We start from the raw sequence: 24,331 nt of genomic DNA on the forward strand, positions 1-24,331 counted from the left end.
ATGACCGGCACGGCCCTACTCGCCCTGGTGGCGGCCGGCAGCGCGTTCGGCGCGCACCGGCTGACGCGCGCCCGCTGGACGTGGCGGACGCCGCGCACCGCGATCGTTCTCTGGCAGGCCCTCGGCCTGGCGTGGGGCCTGGCCTCCATCGGTACCCTGCTCGGCTTCGGCGTCGCGCCGTACGGCGAGGGCGTCATCGGCGGCGTCACCCGCTTCTTCGCCGACCCGCGGGCGCTGTCGCCGATCCGGATCGCCTCGGTCGCCGCCGGCCTGACCTTCATGCTCGTTCTCATCGCCATGCTGCTCGTCGCGGTCGCCGGAGTCGTCCGCGCGCGGCGGCGGCACCGGGCCCTGCTGGCCCTCGTGGCGCACGGCGACCCGGAGATGCCCGGCACGCTCGTGCTCGACCACCCGGCGGCGGCCGCCTACTGCGTCCCCGGCGTACGCTCGTCCAAGGTCGTGGTGAGCGCCGGCACGCTGGAGATCCTCGGCCCGTACGAGCTGGCCGCCGTGCTCGACCATGAGCGCGCCCATGTCCGCGAACGCCACGACCTCGTCCTGCTGCCCTTCACGTCGCTGCGCCGGATCTTCCCGCAGTCGCGCATCGTCGGCCGCACCCTCGACGCGGTGGAGTTGCTGGTCGAGATGGCCGCCGACGACCGCGCCCGCCGCCACCGCCCGGCCAAGGAGCTCGCGACCGCGCTGCTCCGGTTCGCCGCCGCCCGCCCGGCCCCGACCCCGGCGGGCACGCTCGGTGTCACCGGCATCGACACGGCCGACGAGACCAGTCCCATCCTCGTACGGGTCCGGCGCCTGCTGTCCCCGGCTCCGTTCCCGCGCCCCCTGCGCGGCGCCATGCTGGTCGGCGCGACCCTCGTCGCCGTCCTCCCCCTGATCCTCTACGCCATCCCGGCCTGAGGGACCATTTCTCGGCATTTCGACGCGCAGAATACTCGGCAAAGCCGTAAAGTGCCGAGCTTTTACGGTGATTCATCGCCGTCCCGAAATCCATTGATATAGCCGCCCCGACACTGAAACATCACTGCCGGAGACGGCTGCGCGACCGCGAGGTCAGTTCGTGTTCGATTCCGCCGGTGCCACCATGAGCCGCATTGGTGATCAGTCATTGATCGCCGAATGGACGCGCCGGAGGTAAGGCATGACCGTCAAGGAAGTCGAGATCGCCGAACAGACCGCCGAGCAGTGGCGGACCACCGCCGGAGCCGACAACCCGGCCGGACCGCTCTACGCGTCCGGCACGTTCGCGGAGTCGGACATCGTCGAGGCGGAGACGAGTTACACGGGCCACTGCAGCGCGTGCAGCGCCTCGCACACCATCTTCTGCTGCTGAACCAATTCCGGGCCATACGATAATCGCGTCATGGTGACGCGCGAATATCGGTGGACATCGTTAAGCGACGAGCCGTTTCACGGATTCACTGCCACCCCAAAAACGATTCACTGGACGCGCGGGAGAAACGAATGACCATCAAGGAAATCGAGATCGCCGAGCGGACCGTCGAGCAGTGGCGGACCACCGCGGGGACCGGCAACCCCGCCGGGCCGCTCTACGCGGCCGGCGTGTTCGCGGAGGCGGACCTCATCGAGGCCGAGACGAGCTACACGGGCATCTGCAGCGCGTGCAGCGCCTCCCACACCCACCCCTGCTGCTGAGCCCGCTTCGGGACGCGGGCGGTGAGCGCTGACGTGAGACCTGCCGACGGTGACTTCGCGCGATCGCTGAGCTGCCTGGTCGAGCCGGCTCTGGACGGACTGTGGGAACGACTCGGATCGATCCCCGGCCTGGCCGAGTCCGAGCGGACCGCGATCCGGGCCGGCACCGCGGCGGCGCTGCATGAGACGGCTCACCGTAAGGTCGCCCGCGTCCTGATCCTGGAGCTGAACGCCGCACGGATCACCGGCCGCCTCACGGCCGGTGATCCCGCGGCGCGCTGGGCCGAATTCGCGGAGATGTCGTCGTCGCTGCCGTACTGGGAGTCCCTGTCCGGGCACTACCCTCCGCTTTTGGCGCGGCTGCGCACGGTGCTTTCGGGGCGGTGCGCCGCCGCGCTGGCGCTGGCCCGTCGGCTGGCCGCCGACCGGGACGCCACGACGCGGCTGCTCGGCGCGGATCCCGGGCCGCTGTCCCGGGTCGCCTTCGGCGCCGGGGACAGCCACCGCGGCGGTCACACGGTCGCCCTCCTGGAGTTCGACGCCGGCACGGTCGTGTACAAGCCGCGGCCGGTGAGCGTGGACGCGGTGCTCGCCGAGATGCTGGCCGAGGTGTTCCGCGACGTTCCGGAGGGAACGCGGATCCGGGTCCCCCGGGTCGTGCCGTGCGACGGGTACGGCTGGGCCGAGTTCGTGACCCACCGATACTGTGCGGACGTCGCGGAGCTGTCCACGTTCTACCGCGGCATCGGGCACTGGCTGGGCATGATGCGGCTGCTCGGCGGCAGCGACCTGCACGCCGAGAACGTGATCGCCTGCGGACCGGTGCCGGTCGTGGTGGACTGCGAGACGCTGTTCACGCCGGTGCACCCGATCCCCCCGTCGGGGCTCGGGCTCGCACCCGACCGGGCGCGCGCGCTGGTCGGCACGACCGTGCTGCGGACCGGAATGCTGCCCAACCGGGGGACGGCTCTGGGCTGGCGGGGCGTGGACGCCTCCGCGGCGGGAGCGCTGCCCGGCGAGCAGCCGCTCACCGAACTGCCGGTCATCGTGGACGCGGGCAGCGACCAGGCGCGGATCGGTACCCGGCCGGTCGAGCCGACGATCGGCGCGAGCCATCCCAGCCCGGAACCGGTGCTGGCCGACCACTGGGAACGCGTCCTCGACGGCTTCGCCGAGGCGACGGAGACGTTGCGGTCGATCGACGGGGCGGGCGCCTTGGAACCACTGCTCGCCCGTTTCGCCGACTGCCCGATCCGCGTGGTGCTGCGCTCCACCGAGGCGTACACCGAACTGGCGCGGATGCTGTGGCATCCGGTGTCGCTGCACGAACCCGATGCCGCGGCGGACCGCGCCGCCGAGTTGCTGACCGCGATGGCCAGGCACGTTCCCGGTGCGCCGGGCGATCCGGAGGTCATCGCCGCGGAGGTGGCCGACCTGTTCGACGGGGACGTGCCGTTCTTCGCCACCACGCCCCGCCGCGGACGGTTGGACGGCCCGCGCGGCACGTCGTACCTGCCCGAGCAGGACCTCACGGCGGCCGCGCTGCAGCGGTGGCGCACCGCCGACCTCCGGCTGGAGAGCGACGTCATCCGGGCGACGCTGGTCAGCGCGTACCTCAACGACGGCTGGCTACCGGGCGATCCGGGGATGCGGTCGGAACCACCGCGCCGCGACGACCTGGACCGCAGGCGACGCCGGATCGTGGCGGCGCTGATCCGCGAGCTCCGCGACGCCGCGCTCCGCGCCGAGGACGGCACCGTCACGTGGATCGCGCCGGTACTCGGACCGGCGGGCTGGGCCGTGCAACCGCTGGGCCCGGACGTCTACGGCGGCCTGACCGGAGTGGCCGTCCTTCTCGCCGCGTACCACCGGGAGAACGCCGCCGGCCGGGCGGACGACGTCGACGGCGTGGCCGCGCTGCTCGATGACGTGCTGCGCACCGTACGCGCGGCAGAGGACAAGGACACCGCCCTCCGCCGGGAGGAGACCCGGTTGCGCCCGCCGCCGCCCGGCGGGTACATCGGACTCGGGTCACAGATCTGGGCGTGGCTGACGCTGTACGCCTGGGGCGCGGCCGGCCCGGACGGCCTGGACCGCGCCCGCGCGCTCGCCGCGCTGCTGCCCGAGGCGGTCGCGGCCGAGGACAGGTTCGACGTGCTGACCGGGATGGCCGGAACGATCGTGCCGCTGCTGCGGCTCGCCGCCGTGACCGGTGAGGACCGCTGGACGCGCCAGGCCGTCGTCATCGGCGAGCGGCTCATCGCCGGCGCTCGGCGGAAGGCGGGAACCCTGTGCTGGCCCTCCCACCGCTGGCCGGACGGCCTGGGCGGGTTCGCCCACGGCGCGAGCGGAATCGGATGGGCGCTGGCCCGTCTCGCCCTGGCGACCGGCGAGACGCGATTCGCCGATGCGGCACGCGCGGCGTTCTCCTTCGAGGAGACGCTGTACGACCCGGCCGCCGACGGCTGGCTCGACCTGCGCGAACCCGAGGAGAAGGTGGTCTCGGCCGCCTGGTGCCACGGCGCCGTCGGCATCGGAATCGGCGCCGCCGACCTGGCACGACGCGGTTGGGACGGGGCAGGCGCCCTCGTGGGGCGGGCGGTCGGCCCGGCCGCCCGGCGCGGGTTCGACTGGAACCACACCCTGTGCCACGGTGACCTGGGGTGCTGGGAACTGTTCGACGAGGCTCTGACACTCGGCCGCGCCCCGGCCGGGCTGGACCGGCACGGACTCGACGCGCGGGTCATCACCAGCTTGGAGGACAACGGCCCGGCCAGCGGCCTGGCCCGCGACGCGTACTCCCCCGGCATGCTCGCCGGCCGGGGCGGCATGGCCTACCAGTTGCTGCGCCTGCACCCGGACAGCGGCCTGCCCTCGGTCCTGACCCTGGACTCGGCCGAGTGCGATGGCCGGCGCTCCACGGGCGAGTCGCGTTAGTACCGCTTCTGAATGCTCAGCGGGCGCGGGCCGGGCGGGTGGGCGCCCACAGCCGGTCGGCGTCGCCCGCGGCGAGACTGCCTCGGTAGGTGTCGATCTTGTGGTCGATGAGCCTGAGGTTCTCCTGTATCTCAGCGAGCTTGGCGGTCACGTCGGCGCGATGGGCCTCCAGGAGGGCAAGCCGTTCCTGCTCGTTGCCGGGCCCGTCGGATACGAGCTGGGCGTAGCGACGGATGGTCCTGATGGGCATGCCGGTGGCCCGCAGCTTCGTGCAGATGAGGATCCACTTGAGGTCGAGCTCGTGATAGCGCCGTCGGCCGCTGACGGTGCGGTCGACGGGGGTGACGACCAGGCCGGCGCGCTCGTAGTAGCGGAGCGTGTGCACGCTGACCCCGGTACGGCGAGCGGCTTCGGCGATGGTCACGCCCGCCTGGGGAATGGAGCGGGCGGGCCCGGATTCCGACTGTGGCTTGGCTTCGAGCACGCTCTGAATCCTAAGCAGCCTCGCCGGGCGAGTGGAGCCAGGCGAGAAGGTCCGGCGGCGCCAGCGACGTCACACGGGCGCGATAGCCGGCCATCTCCTCGTCGGTGAGGATCTCGTCGGCGGCACCCGGCCGCCCCCGGCGGAAGAACGACGTGCTGTTCTTGATGATCCCATCGCCGGGGACGAACCGATCGGCGCCGGCCCGCATCCGCTCGAAGGTCGCCGCCCGTACGAGCCCGGGCCAGGCGGGCTCGGGCACCGCTATTTCCAGCAGTCCCGCGAGCCTGCGCATCTGGCCTTCGAGGTCGCGGGACAGGTCGTCATAGTGGACCAGCAGCACGTTGGGTTGGTCGCGCCTGGCCCAGGCGTCGCCCAGGTGCCACATGACGCCGGGCAGCGAGTCCAGGTTCTTCCGGGGGTCCGTGTCGTAGTCGATCCAGGCGAGCAGCCAGTCCCGCAGGGTCTTGCGCAGCGCCGTCGCCTCGGTGGGCAGCTGATTGCCGGTCAGTTCCGACATCCGGGCGATGTCGACGTTCGTGGTGTGGTGGTAGAGCGACACCGCCAGGTCGAGCGGATGCCTGGCCGTCACGATGTACGTGACGCGGGGATCGATGGGGATGCCGTCCAGCGGCGTGTGCGTCTTGATGAACCGGCGGTGCCGCTGCGCGGCGAGCAGCGCGTACACCTCGTCGCGAGGCATGGTCAGGTGGTCCAGCCACGGCGACAATTGCCCCAGCGGGGCGGGCAGGTCGGAAGTCTGAAAGATCAGCAGCGCGCAGATCATCTGCGTCCAGGTGGTACCGCTCCTGGTCCGGGTGCTGATCACGATATCGCCGCCCCGAAACGGAAACCCGTCCCAGCGACCGCTGTCGTCATCCAGCGAGTGGTAACGAAAGGGCGCCAACGACAACTCAGCCGCGCTCGCCAGTACGGATCACCTGAGCCACCTCGACGCAGTCGGACTGAGTGCTGGTACCGCCGCTATGGCTGGACTTCCGCCAGAGGGTCATGAGAATCGCCCCATCGCTTCTACGAGCAGGTCCAACGAAGCGTTCTTGGGCAACGCGACGTCGCCGATGAGATCGAACCACACCCTGTACGAATTTGTCTCGGTTCCATCCTGAATGAGCCGTCCGCCGCCGGGTGCCATCGTGTAGACCGAATCCGCCCCACCTGCGGTCATGATTTTGAACGATCCGTCCAGACCGGCGTGAGCGCCGACGGAATGAGGAACGACTCGCACGCTGATGTGCGGGAGCCTGGCCAGTTCGATGATGTGGGCGAGTTGGTCCCGCATGATCTGAGTAGAGCCGACCGGTTGCATTATCACGCGCTCGTCGATGATCGCCCAGACGCGAGGCAGAGGCGTGCGGTGCAGACATTGCTGTCGTTCGACCCGGGCCTTGGCTCCCTCCTCGGACCCCTCGGTCCCGCAAGCATCGAAGACCGCGCGGGCGTAACTCTCCGTCTGGAAGAGACCCGGCATCCAACTGAGTTCCCAGATGCGGAGCTCGTCAGCGTTGGCCTCTAGTTCGAGGTGGGTTGCGGACCAGGAGACGTCGTGCCCGAGCTTGGCGAATTTGACGAGGCGGCTATAGAGACCGCCGGTGCGCCAGGCATCATCGATCTTGACGGCATGCTTCTCCTGGAGCTTCGTCTTGCCGGATTCAACGTAGGAGATCAGAGATCGATCTCGTCCGATGATCTCGCCGACGACGGCGAGGGATATGTCGCGCTCTTCGCGCTGTCTCCTGAGGTCGAAGGCGATTAAGTCCCACAGGTTCCGGTCCGGATCGAACCCACTGCGATAGCGCATCGTGACTCCTCTCGTTGAATTTCGTGAGCTCGCCTGGTCAAAGTAACCAAGCAAAGCTCATGCTGTCCGACGAACACAGAAAGTGGCGAGAGAAGAGCGATGGGTGACGATGATGACCTTCAACGAACCTCGGCTCGCGGCGGCCGCCGACCCGCTGGCCGCCGTGATGCCCGCTCCGGCGATCCTCCGGCCGTCCTGGATCGCACTGAACGTCAGCCGTACGTCGGTGGCCAAGGCCACGCGATTCGCCGCCGACGTCATCGCGGACCACGTCACCGATCCCAGCCACGCGGACGACATCGTGCTGGTCGTCTCCGAACTCGTCACGAACGCCCGGCGCGCCGCGACTACCCAGGGAGCTGTTCCCGCTCGCCGTTCACCGCGTCACACAACGTTGGGGCTGCGGCGTTCGATGAGGACGACGTCACGCCATCGGCCGTGGTGGCGGCCGATGCGCTCACGGGTGCCGATGACCCGGAAGCCGGCCTTGGCGTGCAGGGCCAGGCTGGCGGTGTTCTCGGGAAAGATCCCCGATTGGACGGTCCAGATGCCGGCGGCGTCGGTCGAGGCGAGCAGAGCCTCCAGCAGAGCCCGGCCGACGCCCTGGCCTTGGGCGTCGGGGTGGACGTAGACGGAGTGCTCGACCACGCCGGCGTAGGCGCACCGGTCGGAGACCGGCACCACGGCGGCCCATCCCAGCACCCGGCCGTCGTTGTCGAGGGCGACCAAGCGGTGCTCGGGCAGTTTGGACGCGTCGAAGGCTTCCCAGGTAGGGGCGGTGGTCTCGAAGGTGGCGTCCCCGGCGTCGATGCCGAGTTGGTAGATGGCCAGGACCTGTTCGGCGTGCTCGGGCAGCATCGCCGTGACTCGGACCGCGGCAGCGGTCACGCGGGCACCTCGATCTGCAGATCGGAGAGAAGACCACGCACGCGCCGTTCGATCTCATCGCGGATCGGGCGGACGGCGTCGACGCCTTGGCCGGCCGGATCGTCCAGGATCCAGTCCAGGTAACGCTTGCCGGGGAAGACCGGGCAGGTGTCACCGCAGCCCATGGTGATGACCACATCGGAGGCTCGTACGGCCTCGGTGGTGAGCACCTTGGGCGTCTCGGCGGAGATGTCGATGCCGACCTCGTGCATCGCCGTGACCACAGCCGGGTTGACCTCGTCGGCCGGTGCGGAGCCCGCGGAGCGGACCTCGACCTTGCCGGGGGCGAGGTGGGTGAGGAACGCGGCGGCCATCTGGGACCGACCGGCGTTGTGTACGCAGACGAACAGCACGGACGGGGCGGTGGGAGTGCTCATGGTCAGGGCGCTTTCGTGGTGAGCGGTTCAGCGAGCTGCTGCTCGCCGTGGGGAAGGACGACCTCATCAGCGGCCGAAGGCGAGAGGCGGCCGAACACGGCGGTGACCAGGATCAGGCCGAGTGCGCCGCCGAGAAGTTGAGCGGCGATGAATGGCGGCAGCGAGGCTGGGGCGATGCCGGCGAAGGTGTCGGTGAAGGCACGGCCGATGGTCACCGCGGGGTTGGCGAACGACGTGGAGGAAGTGAACCAGTACGCCGCCCCGATGTAGGAGGCGACCGCTACCGGCGCCTGGTGGGCGCGGCCGGTGCGGGAGAGCCCGAAGATCAGCGCGACCAGGCCGGCGGTTGCCACGATCTCGCCGAGCCACAGGTGGCCGGCGAACCGGTTGTGAGTGGACCAGCGCACCAGTGGCCGGGCGAACATCGCGTCTGCCAGGATCGCGCCGCCGATGGCGCCGATGATCTGTGCGGGCAGGTAGGCCACGACGTCCCGCGGGGCCAGGCCGTCGCGGCCGCGGCGACCGGTCCACCAGGCCGCGAGCGTGACGACGGGGTTGAAGTGGGCGCCGGAGACCGGCCCCAGCAGCGCGATCAGCACACCCAGGCCGAAGACGGTGGCCAGCGAGTTGGCCAGCAGCTGCACACCGACGTCATGGGACAACACGGTGGCCTGGATTCCCGAGCCGACCACCACGGCGACCAGCACGGCGGTACCCACGCCCTCGGCGAGCGCCCGCCGCCACAGCGCCGTCGTCACGGAGTGCCCGCCATCGCGACCGCACGCGGGCCCAGCAGCGCCGACAGCCGGGCCAGCACGCCCGGGTTGATCCAGTAGTACACCCAGGTGCCGCGCCGCTCGGAGTCGATGAGCCCGGCCTGCTTGAGCACCTTCAGGTGGTGGCTGATGGTCGGGGCGGTCAGGTCGAACGCCGCGGTGAGGTCGCATACGCAGGCCTCGCCGCCCTCATGGCAGGCGATCAGGGACAACAGCCGCAGCCGCACCGGATCGCCGATCGCTTTGAACAGCGGCGCGAGTTCCTCGGCCTCGGCGGCGTTCAGCGGCTCGCACACCAGCGGGGCGCAGCACGCGCTCGCGTCGTTGGCGGTGACGTCGATGACCGGCAGATCTTGTTTCGACATGTCTCTAATTTGACAGACATCTAGTTAGCGATGCAAGCTGCCGCCATCCGGTCTGATTAGACGCTCATCAAATCAGGAGGAACCGTGTCCCGTGTCCAGCTCGCCCTGCGCGTCGCCGACCTGGAAGGCTCCATCGCCTTCTACTCCAAGCTGTTCGGCACCGAACCGGCCAAACGCCGCTCCGGGTATGCCAACTTCGCCATCACCGAACCACCGCTCAAGCTCGTCCTGATCGAAGGCGAGGCCGGCGAGGCGACCCGGATGGACCACCTCGGCGTCGAGGTCGAGGACACCGCCCAGGTCACCGCCGCGACCGAGCGGCTGAAGGACGCGGGCCTGGCCACCTTCGAGGAGAACGGCACCTCGTGCTGCTACGCCCTGCAGGACAAGGTGTGGGTCCACGGCCCCGGCCAAGAGCCGTGGGAGGTGTACGTGGTCAAGGCCGACGCTGACACCCTCGGCAAGAGTGCTCAAGCCACCGCCGACGGTGACGCTTGCTGCGGTACCACCGCATGCTGCACGCCCGCCGAGCAGGCCATCGACCCGACTCAAACCAACGCCGCCGAATGCGGCTGCACCAACTGACCCGCGGCGAGTAGTCCTGGCGACTCGCCCGCCGCGTTCGGCGGATCTCGCCGAACGCGGCGGATGCTCGACGCCCACCCGCCACCTTGCGCTGGGATCCGTCAACTATCGCTGGGAGTCACAATGCCGCCCGCACACCGGCACCTCGCCTCCGGGCTGATAATTCCGAACATATGTTTGGGCGCGAGGCCCGCCTCCGCACTGCCCTCGTATCGGCGGCAGGCGGTTACCTCCGGAATCCGCCGCACCAGGCCAACGTCACGTGTGCCGTCTGCACGACGCCGGTCGCTGGGGCGGCCGGAGTACAGTGCCGCAGCAACCAACGTTGGTCGTGTATCGACGTGTTGATCATCCTCGCTGTGGGGACGAGCGAGCGACTCCCCGCGGGGTGGGGCGGACTGCGACCGGACCAAAGCCCGCCATAACGCCTGAACGTCACCGAGGGGCGAGGCCCCTTGTTCTGCAGTGTGCCCTCAGGCGGGAAAGTTGCCGTGTGGCGAGACGGCGCAGAACGAGGGCAACCGCCCCGGACGGAAAAGGTCCCGTAATCCGCCCCGGTGAGGCCTTCGAGGTCTTGGTGGCCTGCCCTCCGCTTCGTTCCGAATCCAGGGCCTTGAACCCGATGCCGGACTTCCAGGGAACGCTCCGCCGGCTCCGTCACTTCGAGTCGTTGTATCGGTCGATGTGGCATGGCATCGCAACGGCGCTCCTGATCTCCCTGATCGCACCTTCTAGACGCCCCCTGCCCGAGCCGGCTCGAGCGGCCGGGTACGGCGCCGGCGTTTCCAGTACGCGACGGTGACCGCTGCCAGCAATGGCCCCCAGAGCAGCAGCGGGGCGTAGGCGGCGACGGCGAGCAGGCCCTTCCAGTCGTGGAGACTCAACGGGAAGTCGGCAGGGAGTCGGTTGCCGCGCACGTCACGCCCGAGGGACATGACGGTCATCGCCAGCGTCCACATAAACGTCAGGACGCCGGCGCCGACGGCGGCGGGGATGACGGCGGCGAGTACCGGGACCTTCCGGCCGCGCAGGCCCGGGACCCAGCGTGGGAAGACCTCACCCCACGTGGAGATCAGCCCGACGGCGGTGAAGGCCAGGAGCTCCGAGAAGATCGACAGTACGACGACGTAGAGCTCCATCGGCAGCCACGAAGGCAACTCGCCGCTGCCCTGCTCACCACGGGCGATCGGCGCGTGGAAGGTGACGGCGGCGACCCGCCAGAGGCTGGACGGCAACACGGTGAGCGGGATGGCGTAGGCCGCGATCCGCGCCCAGCGAGGCACCCTCCCGACGGGGCTGTGAGCGGCCGTCCAGGCGGCGCGCAGCCGCGTCGCCCAAGGCGCTTCGGTGAAAGTGGTCATTCGGCTCGATCCCTTCGGCGACGGCTGCGCATCGGTTCCGAAGATCGCAGGCCGTACGGCCGTACACGTCACCGACGAGAGGGAGCCGGATCCCCTGTCCGGGGGAGATCGCGGGTAACCCGGCCTGACGTCCTGCGGGCTCGCCGGTCTCGTACGGTCAGGGCGCGATCTGGTGGAGTATCTCGGCGAAGGCGCGGACGCGTGCGGTGTGACCGCTGCGCGGCCAGATCAGTCCGTACTCGATGGGTGGCGCGTCGCGGAACGGGACGAAGACGATGCCGGGGCGTCCGTGGTACTGCGCGGCGCGCAAGGCGGCGGGCGATACCCCACGGCCCATGGCGACGAGTGAGAGCACCTCGGCCCAGTAGACGGCGGAGGCACTGTGGGTGATGGGGCGCCCCTCGGGTGTCTCGCGCGGATAGTGGTAGTCGAGCCAGTAGTCCGGAATGGCGCCTGACATGGCCACCAGCGAGGTGCGGGCGAGGTCCTCCAGACAGACCGACTCGCGACGGGCGAAGGGGTGGCGCGCGGGGACGATGAGGGCGCGCGGTTCCGAGAAGATGACCGGCCCGGCGACCAGATCCGGTTCGTCCACGGGGAACTCGGTGAGCTGCAGGTCCAGTTCGCCCGCGCGCATCGGTCCGAACGGGTCGGCGAGCTGGACCTCCTGCACCTCCACGGCGCAGTCCGGGTAGCGGCCCCGGAACACGTCGGCGGCTTCGAGCACCGCGTCGCCCGCCCACTGCGAGGAGAAGCCGACACGCAGCGTCCCGGTCACGCCCTTGCCGTACGCGATCGTCCGGGCGACCGCCTCCTGGATCCGCCGGTAGGCCGGGGCGAGATCGTCATAGAGCCGCTGCCCGGCCGGGGTCAGCGCGACCCGACGGCTGGTGCGGTCGAACAGCGACACACCCAGGCGCCGTTCGAGCTGCTTGATGGTCTGGCTGACCCGGCCGTGAGCCAGTCCGAGCCGCTCCGTGGCGCGACGGAAGTGGAGCTCTTCGGCCAGCGTCAGGAACGCCTCGATCTCGTGCCGTTCCATCACCGCGCACGGCCCTCTCCATCGGTGAGCCGCGCGCACCGATCGGAGAGAACTCCGGGCTCGTTCCGGCCCGCCGCATACACGACCGTTGGACCATGGAATCCGCGAATGAGCTGTACGACTACAGCCCCATCACCGAGCGTTCTCCGATCAGCTGGCCCGGCGATGCCAGGGTCGCCGTCTACGTCGGACTCAACATCGAGCACTTCCTGATCGACCGCCCCTCGACCAGCATCTGGCCGGGCACCGCGGAGCTGGTTCCCGACGCGCTGAACTACGGCTGGCGGGACTACGGCCCCCGTGTCGGCGTCTGGCGTGTCCTCGAGAGCCTCGACCGGCACGGCGTTCGGGCCAGTGTGCTGCTGAACTCCGACGTCGTCCACCATTACCCGCAGATCATAAAGGCCGGCCTGGAGCGTGACTGGGCGTGGCTCGCGCACGGCCGGACGAACTCGATCCTGCACACCGGCATGACGCGCGACGAGGAACGCGCCGTGCTGACCGAGGTCGTCGAGACCATCGCGGAGGCCACCGGCCGGCGGCCGCGTGGCTGGATGGGCCCCGGACTGACCGAGACGTTCGACACCCCGGCCCTGCTCGCCGAGCTCGGCCTGACGTACGTCCTCGACTGGACCAATGACGACCAGCCCTACCCCCTTAACGTTCCCGGGATGATCAGTGTCCCGTACACGGTCGAACTCAACGATCTCGGCCTGTTCGGCAAGGGCACCACCGGGCCGGAGTTCGTGCGGATCGTCCAGGACCAGTACGAGCAGCTGCGCGCCGATTCTCGGGACAGCGGCCGGGTGATGGCACTGGCCCTGCACCCGTTCGTGATCGGCCAGGCGTTCCGCGCCAAGTACCTCGACCAGGCGCTGGCCTACCTGGCCGCGCAGCCCGACGTGTGGCTGACCACCAGCGACGAGATCGCCGAGCACTACCGGAACACGATGCCCCAGCGCACCTGACGACTTCCCTCGGCCGTCAGCGAAGAGCCGATCCACCACCACGTGGGACCCCTGTTTCGGGAGATGGCCGGGCGGATAGCTAGTAAATGCCCCCGTCGGTCGTTCTCGGGGGTGGCATGGACTGGACCGGATGGCCGATCACTGCCGGGGTCGCCGCGGTGCTGGTGTTGATGGGCGTAGGCCCCCAGTTGGTCGATTGGAGCACCCCAGGCGGAAAGACGCCGCTGCGGCCGGGCTCGGTGGTGAAGCTCGACACGGTGTCGGGACGCCACGAACGGGCCTTCTATGTGACCGTTCCGGCCGGCTGGTCGGTGGACATCGCGCGTAGTGACCCGCCCACCGACGTCACCCTGACGAGCGGGCCGACCAGGTTCAGCGCGTCCGGCGTGAACACGGCCGCCGTGAACCTGCGGCACGCGACGACACCGCAGCAGCTCTGGGATGGCCTCGGCCGGCTCCAGGTCCTGCGCGACGGCCCTCGGCCGTCCACGGGCCCGGTCCCGGTCACGAACGCCCAGGGGGTGGCCGGGCTCAGCGGCGGGCTCGCTGATCGCCACCGGATCGGCATCGCGACCGTGTTCGCCCTCCAGGGCGGCGGTGTCAACGTGATCGCCACCGGCCCGCCCGCGGATTTCCGGAACAAGACGGACCAGGTCCACGCGATGATGCGCGACATCCGATTCGCGGGCGGTACGTGATGGCGCGCACCACGTGGACGCCGCAGCTGACGCGACGTCCGGCGTTCTGGCTGTGGGCCGTGGTCTTCCTGATAGGTCTCATCCTCACGGGCCGCGACATGGGCCCGAAGTCGGTCGTATTCCCCGGCAGTGCCCTGGTAGGGCTGCTGGTCCTGCTCCCGGTGCTGCTCGCCGGGTACTGGTTCTTCCGCCGGCTGCATCCGATCCGCTCCCATCCGCGGCGCTATGCGCTGTTGATGGTCGGCTGGGGCGCGTTCTGCGCCGCGGGCATCGCCGGCTACCCGAACGACGCATTGGGCGACGTCGTCAAGAAACTGGGCGGGCTGGACCTCGCCGGCCGGTGGGGAGATGCGGTCGTCGCTCCGGTCGATGAGGAGACCCTGAAGTTGCTCGGAGTCGTGCTGCTGGCGCTGATGGCGCCGCGGGCGATTCGCGGCACGCTCGACGGGTTCGCGTACGGAGCCCTGGTGGGCTTCGGCTTCGAGGTCCTGGAGGACTACAGCTATGTCTTCATCGGCATCGAGCAGACCGGGGCCGTGCGGCCCGTTCCGGCCGCCCTCGACTCGCTCGGCGGGCGGGTCGGCCTCTCCATCTGGTTCACGCACTGGGCGTTCACCGCGGTCAGCGGTGCCGGTCTGGGGTACTTGATCGGCAACCGCGGGCGTCCGCTGGCGTGGAGGCTACTTGTCGCCATCGGCGCCTTCCTTCTCGCAATGGTCATGCACGCCTGGTGGGACTCCCCGATGGCCGGCGGCCCCTGGAAGATCGTCGTGGGACCGACGATCTTGATCATCGCCGTGGTCGTCTATCGCGTCGCCCGGCGGCACTATCTCAGGCGTTTCCGGGACGCCGCCGAGGCCGAGGTGCGCTGCGGCGTGCTCACCGAGGTAGAGACCGAGATCCTGACCCACCGTCGACGGCGTCGCAGAGAACGCCGCAGCACGCCGCACGGCGCACCCCGCGATCTCCTGACCGAGTTGCGCACCGCCGAACTGAGCCTGATCGACGGCGACCTGCACGGCCCCGATGGCGGCACGGCCCTGCGATCCGAGATAGGCCGGCTGCGCTCCCGCCTGGAGACCGCGCGTTCATGAAGGCCGCGCAGCCCGACGTGCGGCTGACCACCAGTGACGAGATCGCCGAGCACTACCGGAACACGCGCCGCTGACCCCGCATCGTTACTGAAAGTCGGAAACGGACTAAACGCTCAACACGGCTCAAAGGTCACGAAAAGCGGTTATTGTCCCGAGCACCCGCCGCGTGGATCCGTGTCACCGGTCCGGTGACGCAAGGAGTGCTCGATGACCAACCCGCCGCCATCCGACGACCCGCTCGCCGGTTCCCGGATCCCGTTGTACGGGCCGCAGTTCCAGCGGAGATCCGCGGATCTGTATGCCGAGATGCGGCGGGCGCACGGCCCGGTGGCGCCGGTCCTGCTCGACGGCGACGTGCCCGCGTGGCTGGTGCTGGGCTACCGCGAGGTGCAGCACGTCACGGGGAATCCGCAGATCTTCGGGCGCGACCCACGGCGCTGGAACGCCTGGGATCGCGTCCCGCCGGACTGGCCGTTGCTCCCGCTCATCGGCTACCAGCCCACCATGATGTTCACCGAGGGCGCCGAGCACGAGCGGCGTTCCGGGGCGCTCGACGAGGCGCTCGCCGATGTCGACCAGTTCACCTTGAGGGTGGAGGCCCAGCAGGTCGCCGATCGGCTCATCGACACGTTCGCGGGATCCAGTCAAGCGGACCTGATCGCCCAGTACGCCGATGGGGTGCCGCTGCCCGTCGTGGCCCGGATGATCGGCGTACCGGAGTCGGAGACCGCCGATCTGGTCCGTGAGGTCTACACGACGCATGCCGCGGGCGAGGGCGCGAACGAGGCCTACGCGCGCGTCCGGGAGAAGGTGCAGCGACTGGTGCGGTTCAGGCGGGAGAGCCCCGCTTCCGATGTCACCTCACGGCTGCTGGCCCACCCCGCCGGGCTCACCGACGAGGAGATCGCCGAGGATCTGCTCCACCTGATGAACGCCGGGCAACTGCCCACCGCGTACTGGATCGGCAACACGCTGCGGCTGATGCTCACCGACGACCGCTTCGCGACGACCTTGTTCGGCGGACGCCGGAGCGTCGGCCAGGCGCTCAACGAGGTGCTCTGGGAGGACACGCCGACCCAGAACTTCCCGGGCCGGTTCGCCGCCTGCGACGTCTGGCTGGGCGGCCGGCAGGTCCGCAAGGGCGACCTGCTCATCCTCGGGCTGGCCGCGGCCAACCACGACCCGCTCGTACGGATGGACCCGCAGACCTCGATCGGCAACCAGGCGTACATGTCCTTCAGCCATGGCACGCACCGGTGCCCGTACGCGGCCCAGCAGATCGCCGAGGTCATCGCCGAGGCCGCGATCGAGGTCCTGCTCGACCGGCTCCCGGACGTGACCCTGACGGTGCCGGCCGACGCGCTGACGTGGCGGCCGTCGCCGCTGTTCCGCGGCCTGTCGGCACTCCCGGTGAAGTTCACCCCGGCCTGAGTCACGCCGCTCACACGTGTTCGAGGGTGCGTTCCTCGGGGCGTACCGGCGGCGGGGCCGGGCGGCGGCGGCCGGGGAACCACCAGTTGGCGTGGCCGAGGAGGCTCATCAGCGCCGGTACGAGGACGAGGCGGACGACGGTGGCGTCCACGGCGACCGCGGCGGCCAGGCCGAGGCCCATCATCTTGACGGTCGTGTCCGGCTGCGGCAGGAAGCTGAGGAACACGCAGATCATGATGAGCGCGGCCGAGGTGATGAGCCGGGCGGTCGACGCGATGCCGGTGACGACGCTGCCGTGCGGGTCGTCGGTGCGGAGGTACTCCTCGCGGATCCGGGACAGCAGGAAGACCTCGTAGTCCATCGACAGGCCGAACAGCAGCGCGAACATGAACAGCGGCACGAACGACACGATCGGCACCGGCTGGTCGAGGCCGATCAGGTCGATCCCCCAGCCCCACTGGAAGACCGCCACCACCACGCCGTACGCCGCGCCGATGGACAGCATGTTCATCAGGGCGGCCTTGATCGGCACGATGATCGAGCGGAACGCGATGACGAGCAGCACCAGCGCGACCACGACGACGGTGATCACGACGTACGGCATGCGCTGCTTGACGATCGTGGCCATGTCGATGATCGCCGGTGACTCGCCGCCCAGGTAGGCGCGTGCTCCGGGGTGGCGGGCCACGGTCGGCGGGATCACCGACGTCCGCAGCCGCCGTACGAGGTCGGCGGTCGCGGCGGCCTGGGGCGGCGTGGTGGGCACGATCTTGATCGTGACGCTGTCGCCGACGATGACGGGTGCCTCGACGGAGGCGACGCCGGGCGCCTTCTGGAAGCCGCGCCGCAGGTCATCGCCCAGGCGGCGGGCCTCCGGGTTCGGCGTCGGCTGGTCGTTCGGGCTGACGGCCAGCCGTCCGCCCGGCTCCTGGCGCAGAGCCGTCCAGCCCTTGGCGGTCTTGGTGCTCTCGTCCGCCTGCGGCGGGTGCGCGGGGCTCGGGACGGTGGCGACCACGACGAACGGGCTGTACCAGCCGGGGCCGAACTCCTTCGCCGTCACGTCGTACGCGCGGCGCGCGCCGTTGGAATGGGGCAGGGTGCTGTCGGCCATGATGCCGAAGCGCAGGCTGAGCACCGGCAGCGCGAGGAACAGCAGTAGGAGCGTCGCCACGATCGCGTACGGCCAGGCGTGCCGGTCGACGTGGCGGCCCCAGCGTTCCCAGCGGTCCGTCGAGCGGTCGGGCCGGATGCGGGGCAGCCGGTAGCGGTCGATGTTCGTGCCGAGGGCGCCGAGGACGGCGGGGAGCAGGGTGAGGGCGGCCGTCACCATCAAGGCCACGGCGGTCGCCGTCGCGAGTCCGATGATGCCGATGAACGTGATGCCGGAGAACCACAGGCCGCAGATCGCGAACAGGACCGTGCCGCCCGCGAACACGACGGCGTGCCCGGAGGTCGCCAGCGCCTTGCCGACCGACTCCTCCACGCTCATGCCCTCGGCGAGCTGCTGCCGGTGGCGTGTGACGACGAACAACGCGTAGTCGATGCCCGCGCCCAGGCCGAGCATGGCCGCCACCATGGGCGCGGTCGGGTGGACCTGCCAGATCGACGCGCCGACGTGGATGAGGGAGTACGCCACCGCCATCGCGCACAGGGACACGACAATCGGCACGCCGGCCGCGAGGAACGATCCGAACGCGGCCAGCAGAACCCCGAGGGCGAGGACGACGCCGACGCCCTCCTTGGGGCCCGCCGTCGGCTGGTTGAGGATCGTCGTGACGATGCCGCCGAATTCGACGTCGACGCCGGCCTGCCGGGCCGGTTCCGTCGCCTCTTCGAGGGCGTGCAGGTCGTCGAGGGACAGGTCGCGGGCGGTGCCCTTGAAGTGCGCGACGGCGACGACGGCGTTCGCGCCCTTGGCGCCGCCGGTGCCGCCGTAGGGGTTCTCCGCCATGGAGACGCGGGGCAGCGCGCCGACCTGCTGGATGGCCTTGCCGACCTGGAGTGCGACGCGCCAGTCGGACAGCGAGACGCCCCGCTGCGGGTGGAAGACGATCGTGGCCGTCGGCCCGGTGACCTCGGAGAAGTTCTTGCGGAGCAGGTCGATGGAGCGCTGGGTCTCGGTGCCGGGGAGGCGATCCTGCTGGACGAAGGTGCCGCCCCTGACCACTCCGAGGACTCCGGTGCCGACCGCGGCGGCGAGCCAGACGAGCATCACCCACCGCGCGTGGCGGGCGCAGAACCGCCCAAGCCTCTCCAGAATCCCCGACATATCCACCAGAACAGCACGAGAAGTAAAACTTTGCAACGCCTGCAAAGTCGCAGCGAATGTATATATTGGTGAGATGGATCACATGGGCCTGCGGGAGCGGAAGAAGCGCCAGACCAGGCGGGCGATCGCGGATGCCGCCCTCCGCCTCTTCACCGAGCGCGGCTACGAGGAGACGACGATCGCGGACATCGCCGAGGCGGCCGACGTGTCCCCGCGGACGTTCTTCAGCTACTTCCCGTCCAAGGAGGACGTCGTCTTCGCCGAGATCGACGAACGCCTGGCCGAGGTACGGGAAGGCGTCGCGCGCCGGCCCGCCGGCGAGACCCCCCTGCAGTCCATGCGCCGCATCGTGTTCGAGATGATCGACGCGATCGCCGCCGCGCACGGCGAGTACGGCGCGATCCAGGTCCAGCTCATCCTCGAGCGTCCCTCCCTGCAGGCGCGCGCCCTCAAACGGATGAACGACACCGAGCAGCACGTCGTCGAACGGCTGACCGAGCTCTCCCCGGACATCGACGAGGTCGACGCGATCGTGATCGCCGGTGCGCTCGTCGGCGGCATGAAGGCCGTCATCACCCACTGCCGCGCTCAGGGGTACGACCCGGAGGCGACCCGCAACGCGGTCGACCGCGCACTGGCCATCGTCGAACACGGCCTCGGCTCCGTCCCCGCCCTCACCCACCCTGTCCCCTGAATCACGCCGACATGAACGACGCCGCACCACTCGCGGCGCCGTGAAAACTCCATCGCATTTGACATCGATCAAAACCGTTGCGGCTGAAAAGTGCTGCAGGGATCGTAATCGATGCCAGTAATCGCCACCGGACATAAAGGCCCGGACCGGCGATTCTCAATTCCCCCCAGGCGAGGAGAATTTCATGACGGCACCAGCGAGGCTGCGGGCTATCCTGTCGCTAGCCCTGGCCACCGTGGTCACCACGGGGCTGACCGCGAGCGCTACCGCTTCCGCCACGTCGGCGAATACGACCACCAAGACGGCCGACCAGACCGTCACCGTCGACGTGGCGACGATGTCGGACAGTGAATTGGCCGCTATCGACCCGGCCGCCAAACTGGACCCACCTCAGTACAAGATCCGCGTAGCGATCGCAAAGAAGGCGATCACGCAGATCGGACAGGGGGAGCACCCCTCGCAATGCGGCGGTAAGGCCAACTGCTACCCCAAGGCCTACAAGCTCAAGAGCAAGAACATCGCCCGGCCGGCCGAGTGGTGCGGCGTTTTCGTCAACTGGGCCTGGACGCAAGGCGGGGCGGACAAGCGCCCCTCGATGAAGGGCAAGGGCGTCGACCAGGGACACTGGGCGACGTACTGGCAGAAGTGGGGCAAGAAGGTCAAGCGCTGGCACAAGACGCCCAACATCGGTGACGCCATCGTCTACGGCAACTACCCCGACAGCACGCACGTCGGCGTGGTCGTCGGCCTGAAATACAACAAGAAGGGCAAGGTAGTTCAGGTCCGGACCGTCGAAGGCAATGTCGGGGACCAGGTCACCGACAAGAAGTGGCGCAAGATAGGCAACCTCACGGGACGCGGTTTCAAGGCGAGCGGCTTCGTCTCGCCCGTGGCCGGCGGCTGAGGGCCGATGAAGGGCCGGTTCCGCACCCCCTGGCAGTGAAGTCCAGTACGTCTCCGCCGCCCGACCGAAACGGTCGGGCGGCGGAGACGTTTCCGCAGATCATCGCGGTGATGGATCTCGTCGAACGGATTCGAACAGGGTCGAACAGCCACAGCCTTGCCCGGAGACTTGCCGCCTCTATAGATCTAGGAGCGCCAACCGCAACGTCGACCGGAGGGCCGTCATGCTGCGGATCCACTTCGAATCTGAAGATCTCGCCCGCATCACCGTTGCTCCATCAGCAGATGTGCTCTGGGAAATCCTGCTGGGTCTGCACGCACTCCAGGAGCGCAACGAGGAAATCGCGTTGGACGGATGGCGGCGGCGCACCCGTCCCCTGATCCCGCAATCGCTTTCCCCGCTATTCGAGATCGCGCCACCGCGTGGCTACTCCGCCGACTTCATCACTCCCACTCGCGGAATCGTCACCCTGCGCGAGGGAATAGAGGAGATCCTGGCCACCACCCCGGATCAGCTGGCGCGCGACTTCACGGAATTCGCCCGGCACAGCCGGAAGCCCTACATCGCGCGGTCGCTCGAGGCCAGGGCGGCCGTACGGCGGGTGGCCCACGACCTGGAGAGGTTCTTCAGCCTCGCGCTGGCACCCCACTGGAGGCAGATCACCCGCGACATCGAGGCGGAGCGCGCGCGGCTCGTCCAGACGCTGGCCGACCACGGCGTGGAACGCCTCCTGGGCACGCTCCACCCGTACGCACGCTGGAAGTACCCCGTGCTGGAGGTCGACGACTACGTCGACCAGGACGTCACCCTGAACGGACGCGGCCTCGTCCTCCTCCCGTCGTTCTTCTGCCGGCACCACCCGATCACTCTCCGGGATCCCGAACTGCCGCCCTTGCTGGTCTTTCCCATCAGCCGACGCACGTGGTTGGGGAAGGCGGACACCGACGAGGCGACCAGGGGGGAGCCCCTGGAAGGGCTGCTCGGCCGAACGCGGACCACGGTGCTCAAGACGAGCACGGCCGGTTGCAGCACGACGGACATCGCCCGGGCCGCCGGCATCTCCCCCGCCTCGGCGAGCCATCACACCAAGGTGCTACGGGAGGCCGGCCTCATCACCACCCGCCGCGACGGCTACGCGGTCTGCCACGAGATCACGGACCTGGGACTCACCCTGCTCACCTCGACCGACGGCACGCCGATTAGACAGCAGCGCCCTGTGCAATCCGAAAGGTCGAGCCGTCCGGCAATGTGATCGATCCGAACGCCATTCATGGCAATGAGAGTGGGGCTGTCCAGAGTGTCTGGACAGCCCCGCTCTTATGCCTACGGATGAGCCACTATTACAGAGCACATGCATCTTTCGTGCGACACAGAGCCTGGCAAGCAACAGCAGCTCGCGGCAACGCTTTAGACGATGGCCGAAACCAGCACTTCAAAGGACCTGCGACCTTCATCGGTTTAGTCAGGCTTTTACGACTGTTCGAAACTCTTGTGAGCCGACTCAGGACTCCGCAATGCTCTTCACTGTTCGCCCCTCCCGAGACGAAATGGGGAACGATGAAGCCCTCCATCAAAACGCTCATTCCCATCCAGTTGGCAGCCGTGGCACTGGTCGGCGTCACCGGCGTGGGCGCCGCCAACGCCGCCACGCACCGTAGCGCGCAGTCGGCGGAGCAGACCGCTCAGCGCGTTGCCAGGTGCTGGGTTCCGGGTGGGAAGCAGGGCCCGCTGGCGAGTAAGTACAAGAAGTACCAGCCCAAGAAGGACCTGCACCAGACACGCGCCCAGATCCTGAAGCGCGCGCAGAGCTGGGTCACGAAGAAAGTTCCGTACTCTCAGGATGGGTCCAGCCCTTACTGCAACAAGTACGGCGTCTACCGTCGGGACTGCTCTGGTTTCGTCTCCATGGCATGGGGTCTGCACAGTGTGCAGTGGACCGGCAGCCTGATCGGCTCCGGGTACAGCAAGCCGCTCGGCGGCCCGAAGCACAAGAACTGGACGAAGCTGATCGAGCCGGGTGACGCGGTCACCCGCAGCCCTTCGAGCCACAGCGGGCACGTCGCCCTGGTCGTCAAGGTGGGCACGAAGGGGGTTGAGGTCGCACAGGAACCCACCTTCGGTGGTCACGCCGAAAAGGTGTTCAGGAAATGGGCTTACCTCAAGAACAACGGGTTCTACGGCATCCGTTACGCGCACGTCAAGTAGGCGCCTCAGGAGGATGGGGCCGCCCGGATACTCCGGGCGGCCCCATCCTCTTTCCATGCCTTCCGAGCCACGGTTTCGGTCAGACTCGACGGGGTTTTTCGGTCTCGGTCGTTCGTCCGCACCGTCGATGACTACTGTCTGTACGCTGCCCAAGAGGCCCCTTACGCGGTCGTACGGGGTAAGTTTCCTTTGTGTCTTTGGAGAGTTCCGCCCCGGATCCTCGTGACGTGCGGACGGAGGCCGATTTCGTCGCGCAGTTGCGACGGCTCAAGGCATGGTCCGGTCTGACCTATCGTGAGCTGGAGAAAGAAGCGGCGAAGCACGGATACGTCCTGCCGCACAGCACGATCGCCTCGGCCCTTAAACGGGAGTCACTCCCCCGGGAAGAGCTGGTCAAGGGCCTCGTAAGGGCGTGCGGCTGCCCCGACGAGACGGTCGCGGATTGGGTGGCGGTCCGCCGCGCCCTCGCCGTCGGCGCGCATTCCGACCCCCGCCCCACGGCGGAGCCGTCCCCGCTCGCCGACGACGTGGGACCGTCCCCGGCCGACGCTCCCGCCGAGGACACCGCCCGGCTCCCCGGCGAGCCGGCGGCACTCCCTCCCGACGACTTCCGGCCGTCCGGCGAAGCATCGGCGGTCGCCTCCGGGCTCCCCGAAGAGCCGTCGGCGGCTTCTGTCGGCGCCGCACGGCCTCGTCCGGTCGCGGCCGCCCTTGAGCCCGACCCGGGCCCGACCGGGCGGACGGACGACGCCCTGGACCGCTCGCGGCCCGCCAAGCGGCGCACGGGGCCGCTGGCCCGCGTCGGCGTGCTCGCGTCGAGTCTCCTGATCCTCGTGATCAGTGCCTCGTCGCGCGCCATACCGGACGAGCCACAACGCCCCTCGGCCCGCACCGTCGCGCCGGCGGCGCCACCGCCGCCGGTGCCGGTCGGCTGGTGGCGATTCGAGGAGACCGGCGGGCGGACCGCGCTGGACGCCTCCGGCCACCGAATGAACCTGCGAACAAGCGGCGACGCCACCCGTACGACGGCCCCGCCCGGCCACGCGCTCAGCCTCGGCGGGCACGGTCACGCGGTCGCCGACGGCCCCGTCATCCGCACCGACGCGCCCTTCACGATCACGGCGTGGGTCTTCCTGGAGGAGACCCACGATTCCGGCACGGTGGTCGCCGCGCATCATGCGGGTGACGCGCCCGACGTGGTCCTGCTCGCCTACGACGCGGAGCACACCGACTGGGCGTTCATGGTCCCCGATCGCGGCTCGGGATGGGCGAACGGCAACGACACCGCCTTCAGCGGCCAACGCCCCGTCCCCGGGCGGTGGACCCATCTCGCCGCGGTGTTCGATCCCGCCGACCGGCAGCTCTGCCTCTACGTCGACGGCGAACGCGGCTCCTGCCGGAACCGGACGAAAATCACCCGCGCCAGTGGCCCCCTCGAAATCGGCCATGCGCTGTTCAAGGGCGCGCCGATCGACGGCTGGCAGGGCGCCATCGACGACGTCCGGGTGTTCAGCGTGCCCCTGTCGCAACGACAGGTCCGGCAGGTCGCCGCCCAGCGGTCCTGACGCACACCGGCCGAGCCCCGCCACGGCCGCGAACCACTCCGACGAGATGGCCGCTCCCGTGCCGAGGCCGACGACGGAACCCTCCCGCACCGGTGACGACCCGGGCAATGCTTCAGATCGTGGTCGAATCCCCGGCGCCGTGGCTCCGGCCTCGGCCTC

Annotated in this window: 24 protein-coding genes; 14 read left to right on the plus strand and 10 right to left on the minus strand. The window is 69.3% G+C overall.

Features of this window, described 5'->3' with window-relative positions:
* From ABEA24_RS37370 to ABEA24_RS37385, 4 genes are all read left to right on the plus strand, one after another.
* Positions 1–918 (plus strand): M56 family metallopeptidase, encoded by a 918-nt coding sequence (locus tag ABEA24_RS37370; protein WP_345437346.1) that lies wholly within the window; start codon positions 1–3, stop codon positions 916–918.
* A 241-nt stretch (positions 919–1,159) separates the two neighbouring features.
* Positions 1,160–1,351, plus strand: coding sequence for a DUF6229 family protein (locus tag ABEA24_RS37375; protein ID WP_345437348.1), 192 nt, complete (start codon positions 1,160–1,162; stop codon positions 1,349–1,351).
* A 131-nt stretch (positions 1,352–1,482) separates the two neighbouring features.
* Complete coding sequence (locus ABEA24_RS37380) at positions 1,483–1,674, plus strand: DUF6229 family protein (protein WP_345437350.1); 192 nt, start codon at positions 1,483–1,485, stop codon at positions 1,672–1,674.
* 33 nt (positions 1,675–1,707) lie between these two features.
* A complete protein-coding gene (locus tag ABEA24_RS37385; RefSeq protein ID WP_345437352.1) occupies positions 1,708–4,611 on the plus strand; it encodes a type 2 lanthipeptide synthetase LanM family protein in 2,904 nt (967 codons plus the stop codon).
* A gap of 16 nt (positions 4,612–4,627) precedes the next feature.
* On the opposite strand, the gene ABEA24_RS37390 is transcribed toward ABEA24_RS37385, so the two are convergent.
* The 7 genes from ABEA24_RS37390 to ABEA24_RS37420 form a co-directional block, all read right to left on the minus strand.
* Positions 4,628–5,095 (minus strand): MerR family transcriptional regulator, encoded by a 468-nt coding sequence (locus ABEA24_RS37390; RefSeq protein ID WP_345437354.1) that lies wholly within the window; start codon positions 5,093–5,095, stop codon positions 4,628–4,630.
* A gap of 10 nt (positions 5,096–5,105) precedes the next feature.
* Positions 5,106–5,921, minus strand: coding sequence for a sulfotransferase domain-containing protein (locus tag ABEA24_RS37395; protein ID WP_345437356.1), 816 nt, complete (start codon positions 5,919–5,921; stop codon positions 5,106–5,108).
* Between the two features lie 180 nt (positions 5,922–6,101).
* Positions 6,102–6,911, minus strand: coding sequence for a helix-turn-helix domain-containing protein (locus tag ABEA24_RS37400; protein ID WP_345437358.1), 810 nt, complete (start codon positions 6,909–6,911; stop codon positions 6,102–6,104).
* Positions 6,912–7,295: 384 nt separating this feature from the next.
* Entirely contained in the window at positions 7,296–7,799 is a 504-nt protein-coding gene (locus ABEA24_RS37405) for a GNAT family N-acetyltransferase (RefSeq protein ID WP_345437360.1), read from the minus strand.
* On the minus strand, positions 7,796–8,215 hold the full coding sequence (locus ABEA24_RS37410) for an arsenate reductase ArsC (RefSeq protein WP_345437362.1): 420 nt from the start codon (positions 8,213–8,215) through the stop codon (positions 7,796–7,798). The genes ABEA24_RS37405 and ABEA24_RS37410 overlap by 4 nt, the downstream gene beginning before the upstream one ends.
* Before the next feature lie 2 nt (positions 8,216–8,217).
* Positions 8,218–8,973 carry an aquaporin gene (locus ABEA24_RS37415; RefSeq protein WP_345437364.1) on the minus strand — a complete coding sequence of 252 codons (756 nt, stop codon included), beginning with the start codon at positions 8,971–8,973 and terminating at the stop codon, positions 8,218–8,220.
* Entirely contained in the window at positions 8,970–9,356 is a 387-nt protein-coding gene (locus ABEA24_RS37420) for an ArsR/SmtB family transcription factor (protein ID WP_345437366.1), read from the minus strand. Before ABEA24_RS37420 ends, ABEA24_RS37415 begins: the two co-directional genes overlap by 4 nt.
* 84 nt (positions 9,357–9,440) lie before the next feature.
* Here ABEA24_RS37420 and ABEA24_RS37425 point away from each other — a divergent pair, with 84 nt between their 5' ends.
* The gene (locus tag ABEA24_RS37425) at positions 9,441–9,941 is read left to right on the plus strand and encodes an ArsI/CadI family heavy metal resistance metalloenzyme (RefSeq protein WP_345437368.1); all 501 of its coding nucleotides are present in this window, start codon (positions 9,441–9,443) and stop codon (positions 9,939–9,941) included.
* A 731-nt stretch (positions 9,942–10,672) separates the two neighbouring features.
* On the opposite strand, the gene ABEA24_RS37430 is transcribed toward ABEA24_RS37425, so the two are convergent.
* Together ABEA24_RS37430 and ABEA24_RS37435 are read right to left on the minus strand one after the other, a co-directional pair.
* On the minus strand, positions 10,673–11,302 hold the full coding sequence (locus ABEA24_RS37430) for a hypothetical protein (protein ID WP_345437370.1): 630 nt from the start codon (positions 11,300–11,302) through the stop codon (positions 10,673–10,675).
* Between the two features lie 157 nt (positions 11,303–11,459).
* A complete protein-coding gene (locus ABEA24_RS37435; protein ID WP_345437479.1) occupies positions 11,460–12,344 on the minus strand; it encodes a LysR family transcriptional regulator in 885 nt (294 codons plus the stop codon).
* Positions 12,345–12,439: 95 nt separating this feature from the next.
* Here ABEA24_RS37435 and ABEA24_RS37440 point away from each other — a divergent pair, with 95 nt between their 5' ends.
* The 4 genes from ABEA24_RS37440 to ABEA24_RS37455 all read left to right on the plus strand — a co-directional run bounded on the left by ABEA24_RS37440 (position 12,440) and on the right by ABEA24_RS37455 (position 16,535).
* Positions 12,440–13,312, plus strand: a complete 873-nt coding sequence (locus tag ABEA24_RS37440) for a polysaccharide deacetylase family protein (RefSeq protein WP_345437372.1) — start codon at positions 12,440–12,442, stop codon at positions 13,310–13,312.
* 116 nt (positions 13,313–13,428) lie between these two features.
* Entirely contained in the window at positions 13,429–14,010 is a 582-nt protein-coding gene (locus ABEA24_RS37445; RefSeq protein WP_345437374.1) for a hypothetical protein, read from the plus strand.
* Positions 14,010–15,104 (plus strand): PrsW family intramembrane metalloprotease, encoded by a 1,095-nt coding sequence (locus ABEA24_RS37450; RefSeq protein WP_345437376.1) that lies wholly within the window; start codon positions 14,010–14,012, stop codon positions 15,102–15,104. Before ABEA24_RS37445 ends, ABEA24_RS37450 begins: the two co-directional genes overlap by 1 nt.
* 207 nt (positions 15,105–15,311) lie before the next feature.
* The gene (locus ABEA24_RS37455) at positions 15,312–16,535 is read left to right on the plus strand and encodes a cytochrome P450 (RefSeq protein WP_345437378.1); all 1,224 of its coding nucleotides are present in this window, start codon (positions 15,312–15,314) and stop codon (positions 16,533–16,535) included.
* Positions 16,536–16,545: 10 nt separating this feature from the next.
* Here ABEA24_RS37455 and ABEA24_RS37460 read toward each other — a convergent pair whose 3' ends face one another.
* Complete coding sequence (locus ABEA24_RS37460) at positions 16,546–18,804, minus strand: MMPL family transporter (protein WP_345437380.1); 2,259 nt, start codon at positions 18,802–18,804, stop codon at positions 16,546–16,548.
* A 73-nt stretch (positions 18,805–18,877) separates the two neighbouring features.
* Here ABEA24_RS37460 and ABEA24_RS37465 point away from each other — a divergent pair, with 73 nt between their 5' ends.
* The 5 genes from ABEA24_RS37465 to ABEA24_RS37485 all read left to right on the plus strand — a co-directional run bounded on the left by ABEA24_RS37465 (position 18,878) and on the right by ABEA24_RS37485 (position 24,172).
* Positions 18,878–19,498: a TetR family transcriptional regulator gene (locus ABEA24_RS37465; RefSeq protein WP_345437382.1), complete on the plus strand. Its 621-nt coding sequence runs from the start codon at positions 18,878–18,880 to the stop codon at positions 19,496–19,498.
* Between the two features lie 184 nt (positions 19,499–19,682).
* Entirely contained in the window at positions 19,683–20,402 is a 720-nt protein-coding gene (locus ABEA24_RS37470) for a hypothetical protein (protein WP_345437384.1), read from the plus strand.
* Between the two features lie 286 nt (positions 20,403–20,688).
* Positions 20,689–21,654, plus strand: coding sequence for an ArsR/SmtB family transcription factor (locus ABEA24_RS37475; RefSeq protein WP_345437386.1), 966 nt, complete (start codon positions 20,689–20,691; stop codon positions 21,652–21,654).
* A gap of 305 nt (positions 21,655–21,959) precedes the next feature.
* On the plus strand, positions 21,960–22,607 hold the full coding sequence (locus ABEA24_RS37480; protein WP_345437388.1) for an NlpC/P60 family protein: 648 nt from the start codon (positions 21,960–21,962) through the stop codon (positions 22,605–22,607).
* A 227-nt stretch (positions 22,608–22,834) separates the two neighbouring features.
* On the plus strand, positions 22,835–24,172 hold the full coding sequence (locus tag ABEA24_RS37485) for a LamG-like jellyroll fold domain-containing protein (protein WP_345437390.1): 1,338 nt from the start codon (positions 22,835–22,837) through the stop codon (positions 24,170–24,172).
* Positions 24,173–24,331: the final 159 nt, after the last annotated feature.

It is taken from the genome of Actinoallomurus vinaceus, from assembly GCF_039542055.1.
GTDB classification, from domain to species: Bacteria; Actinomycetota; Actinomycetes; order Streptosporangiales; family Streptosporangiaceae; genus Actinoallomurus; species Actinoallomurus vinaceus.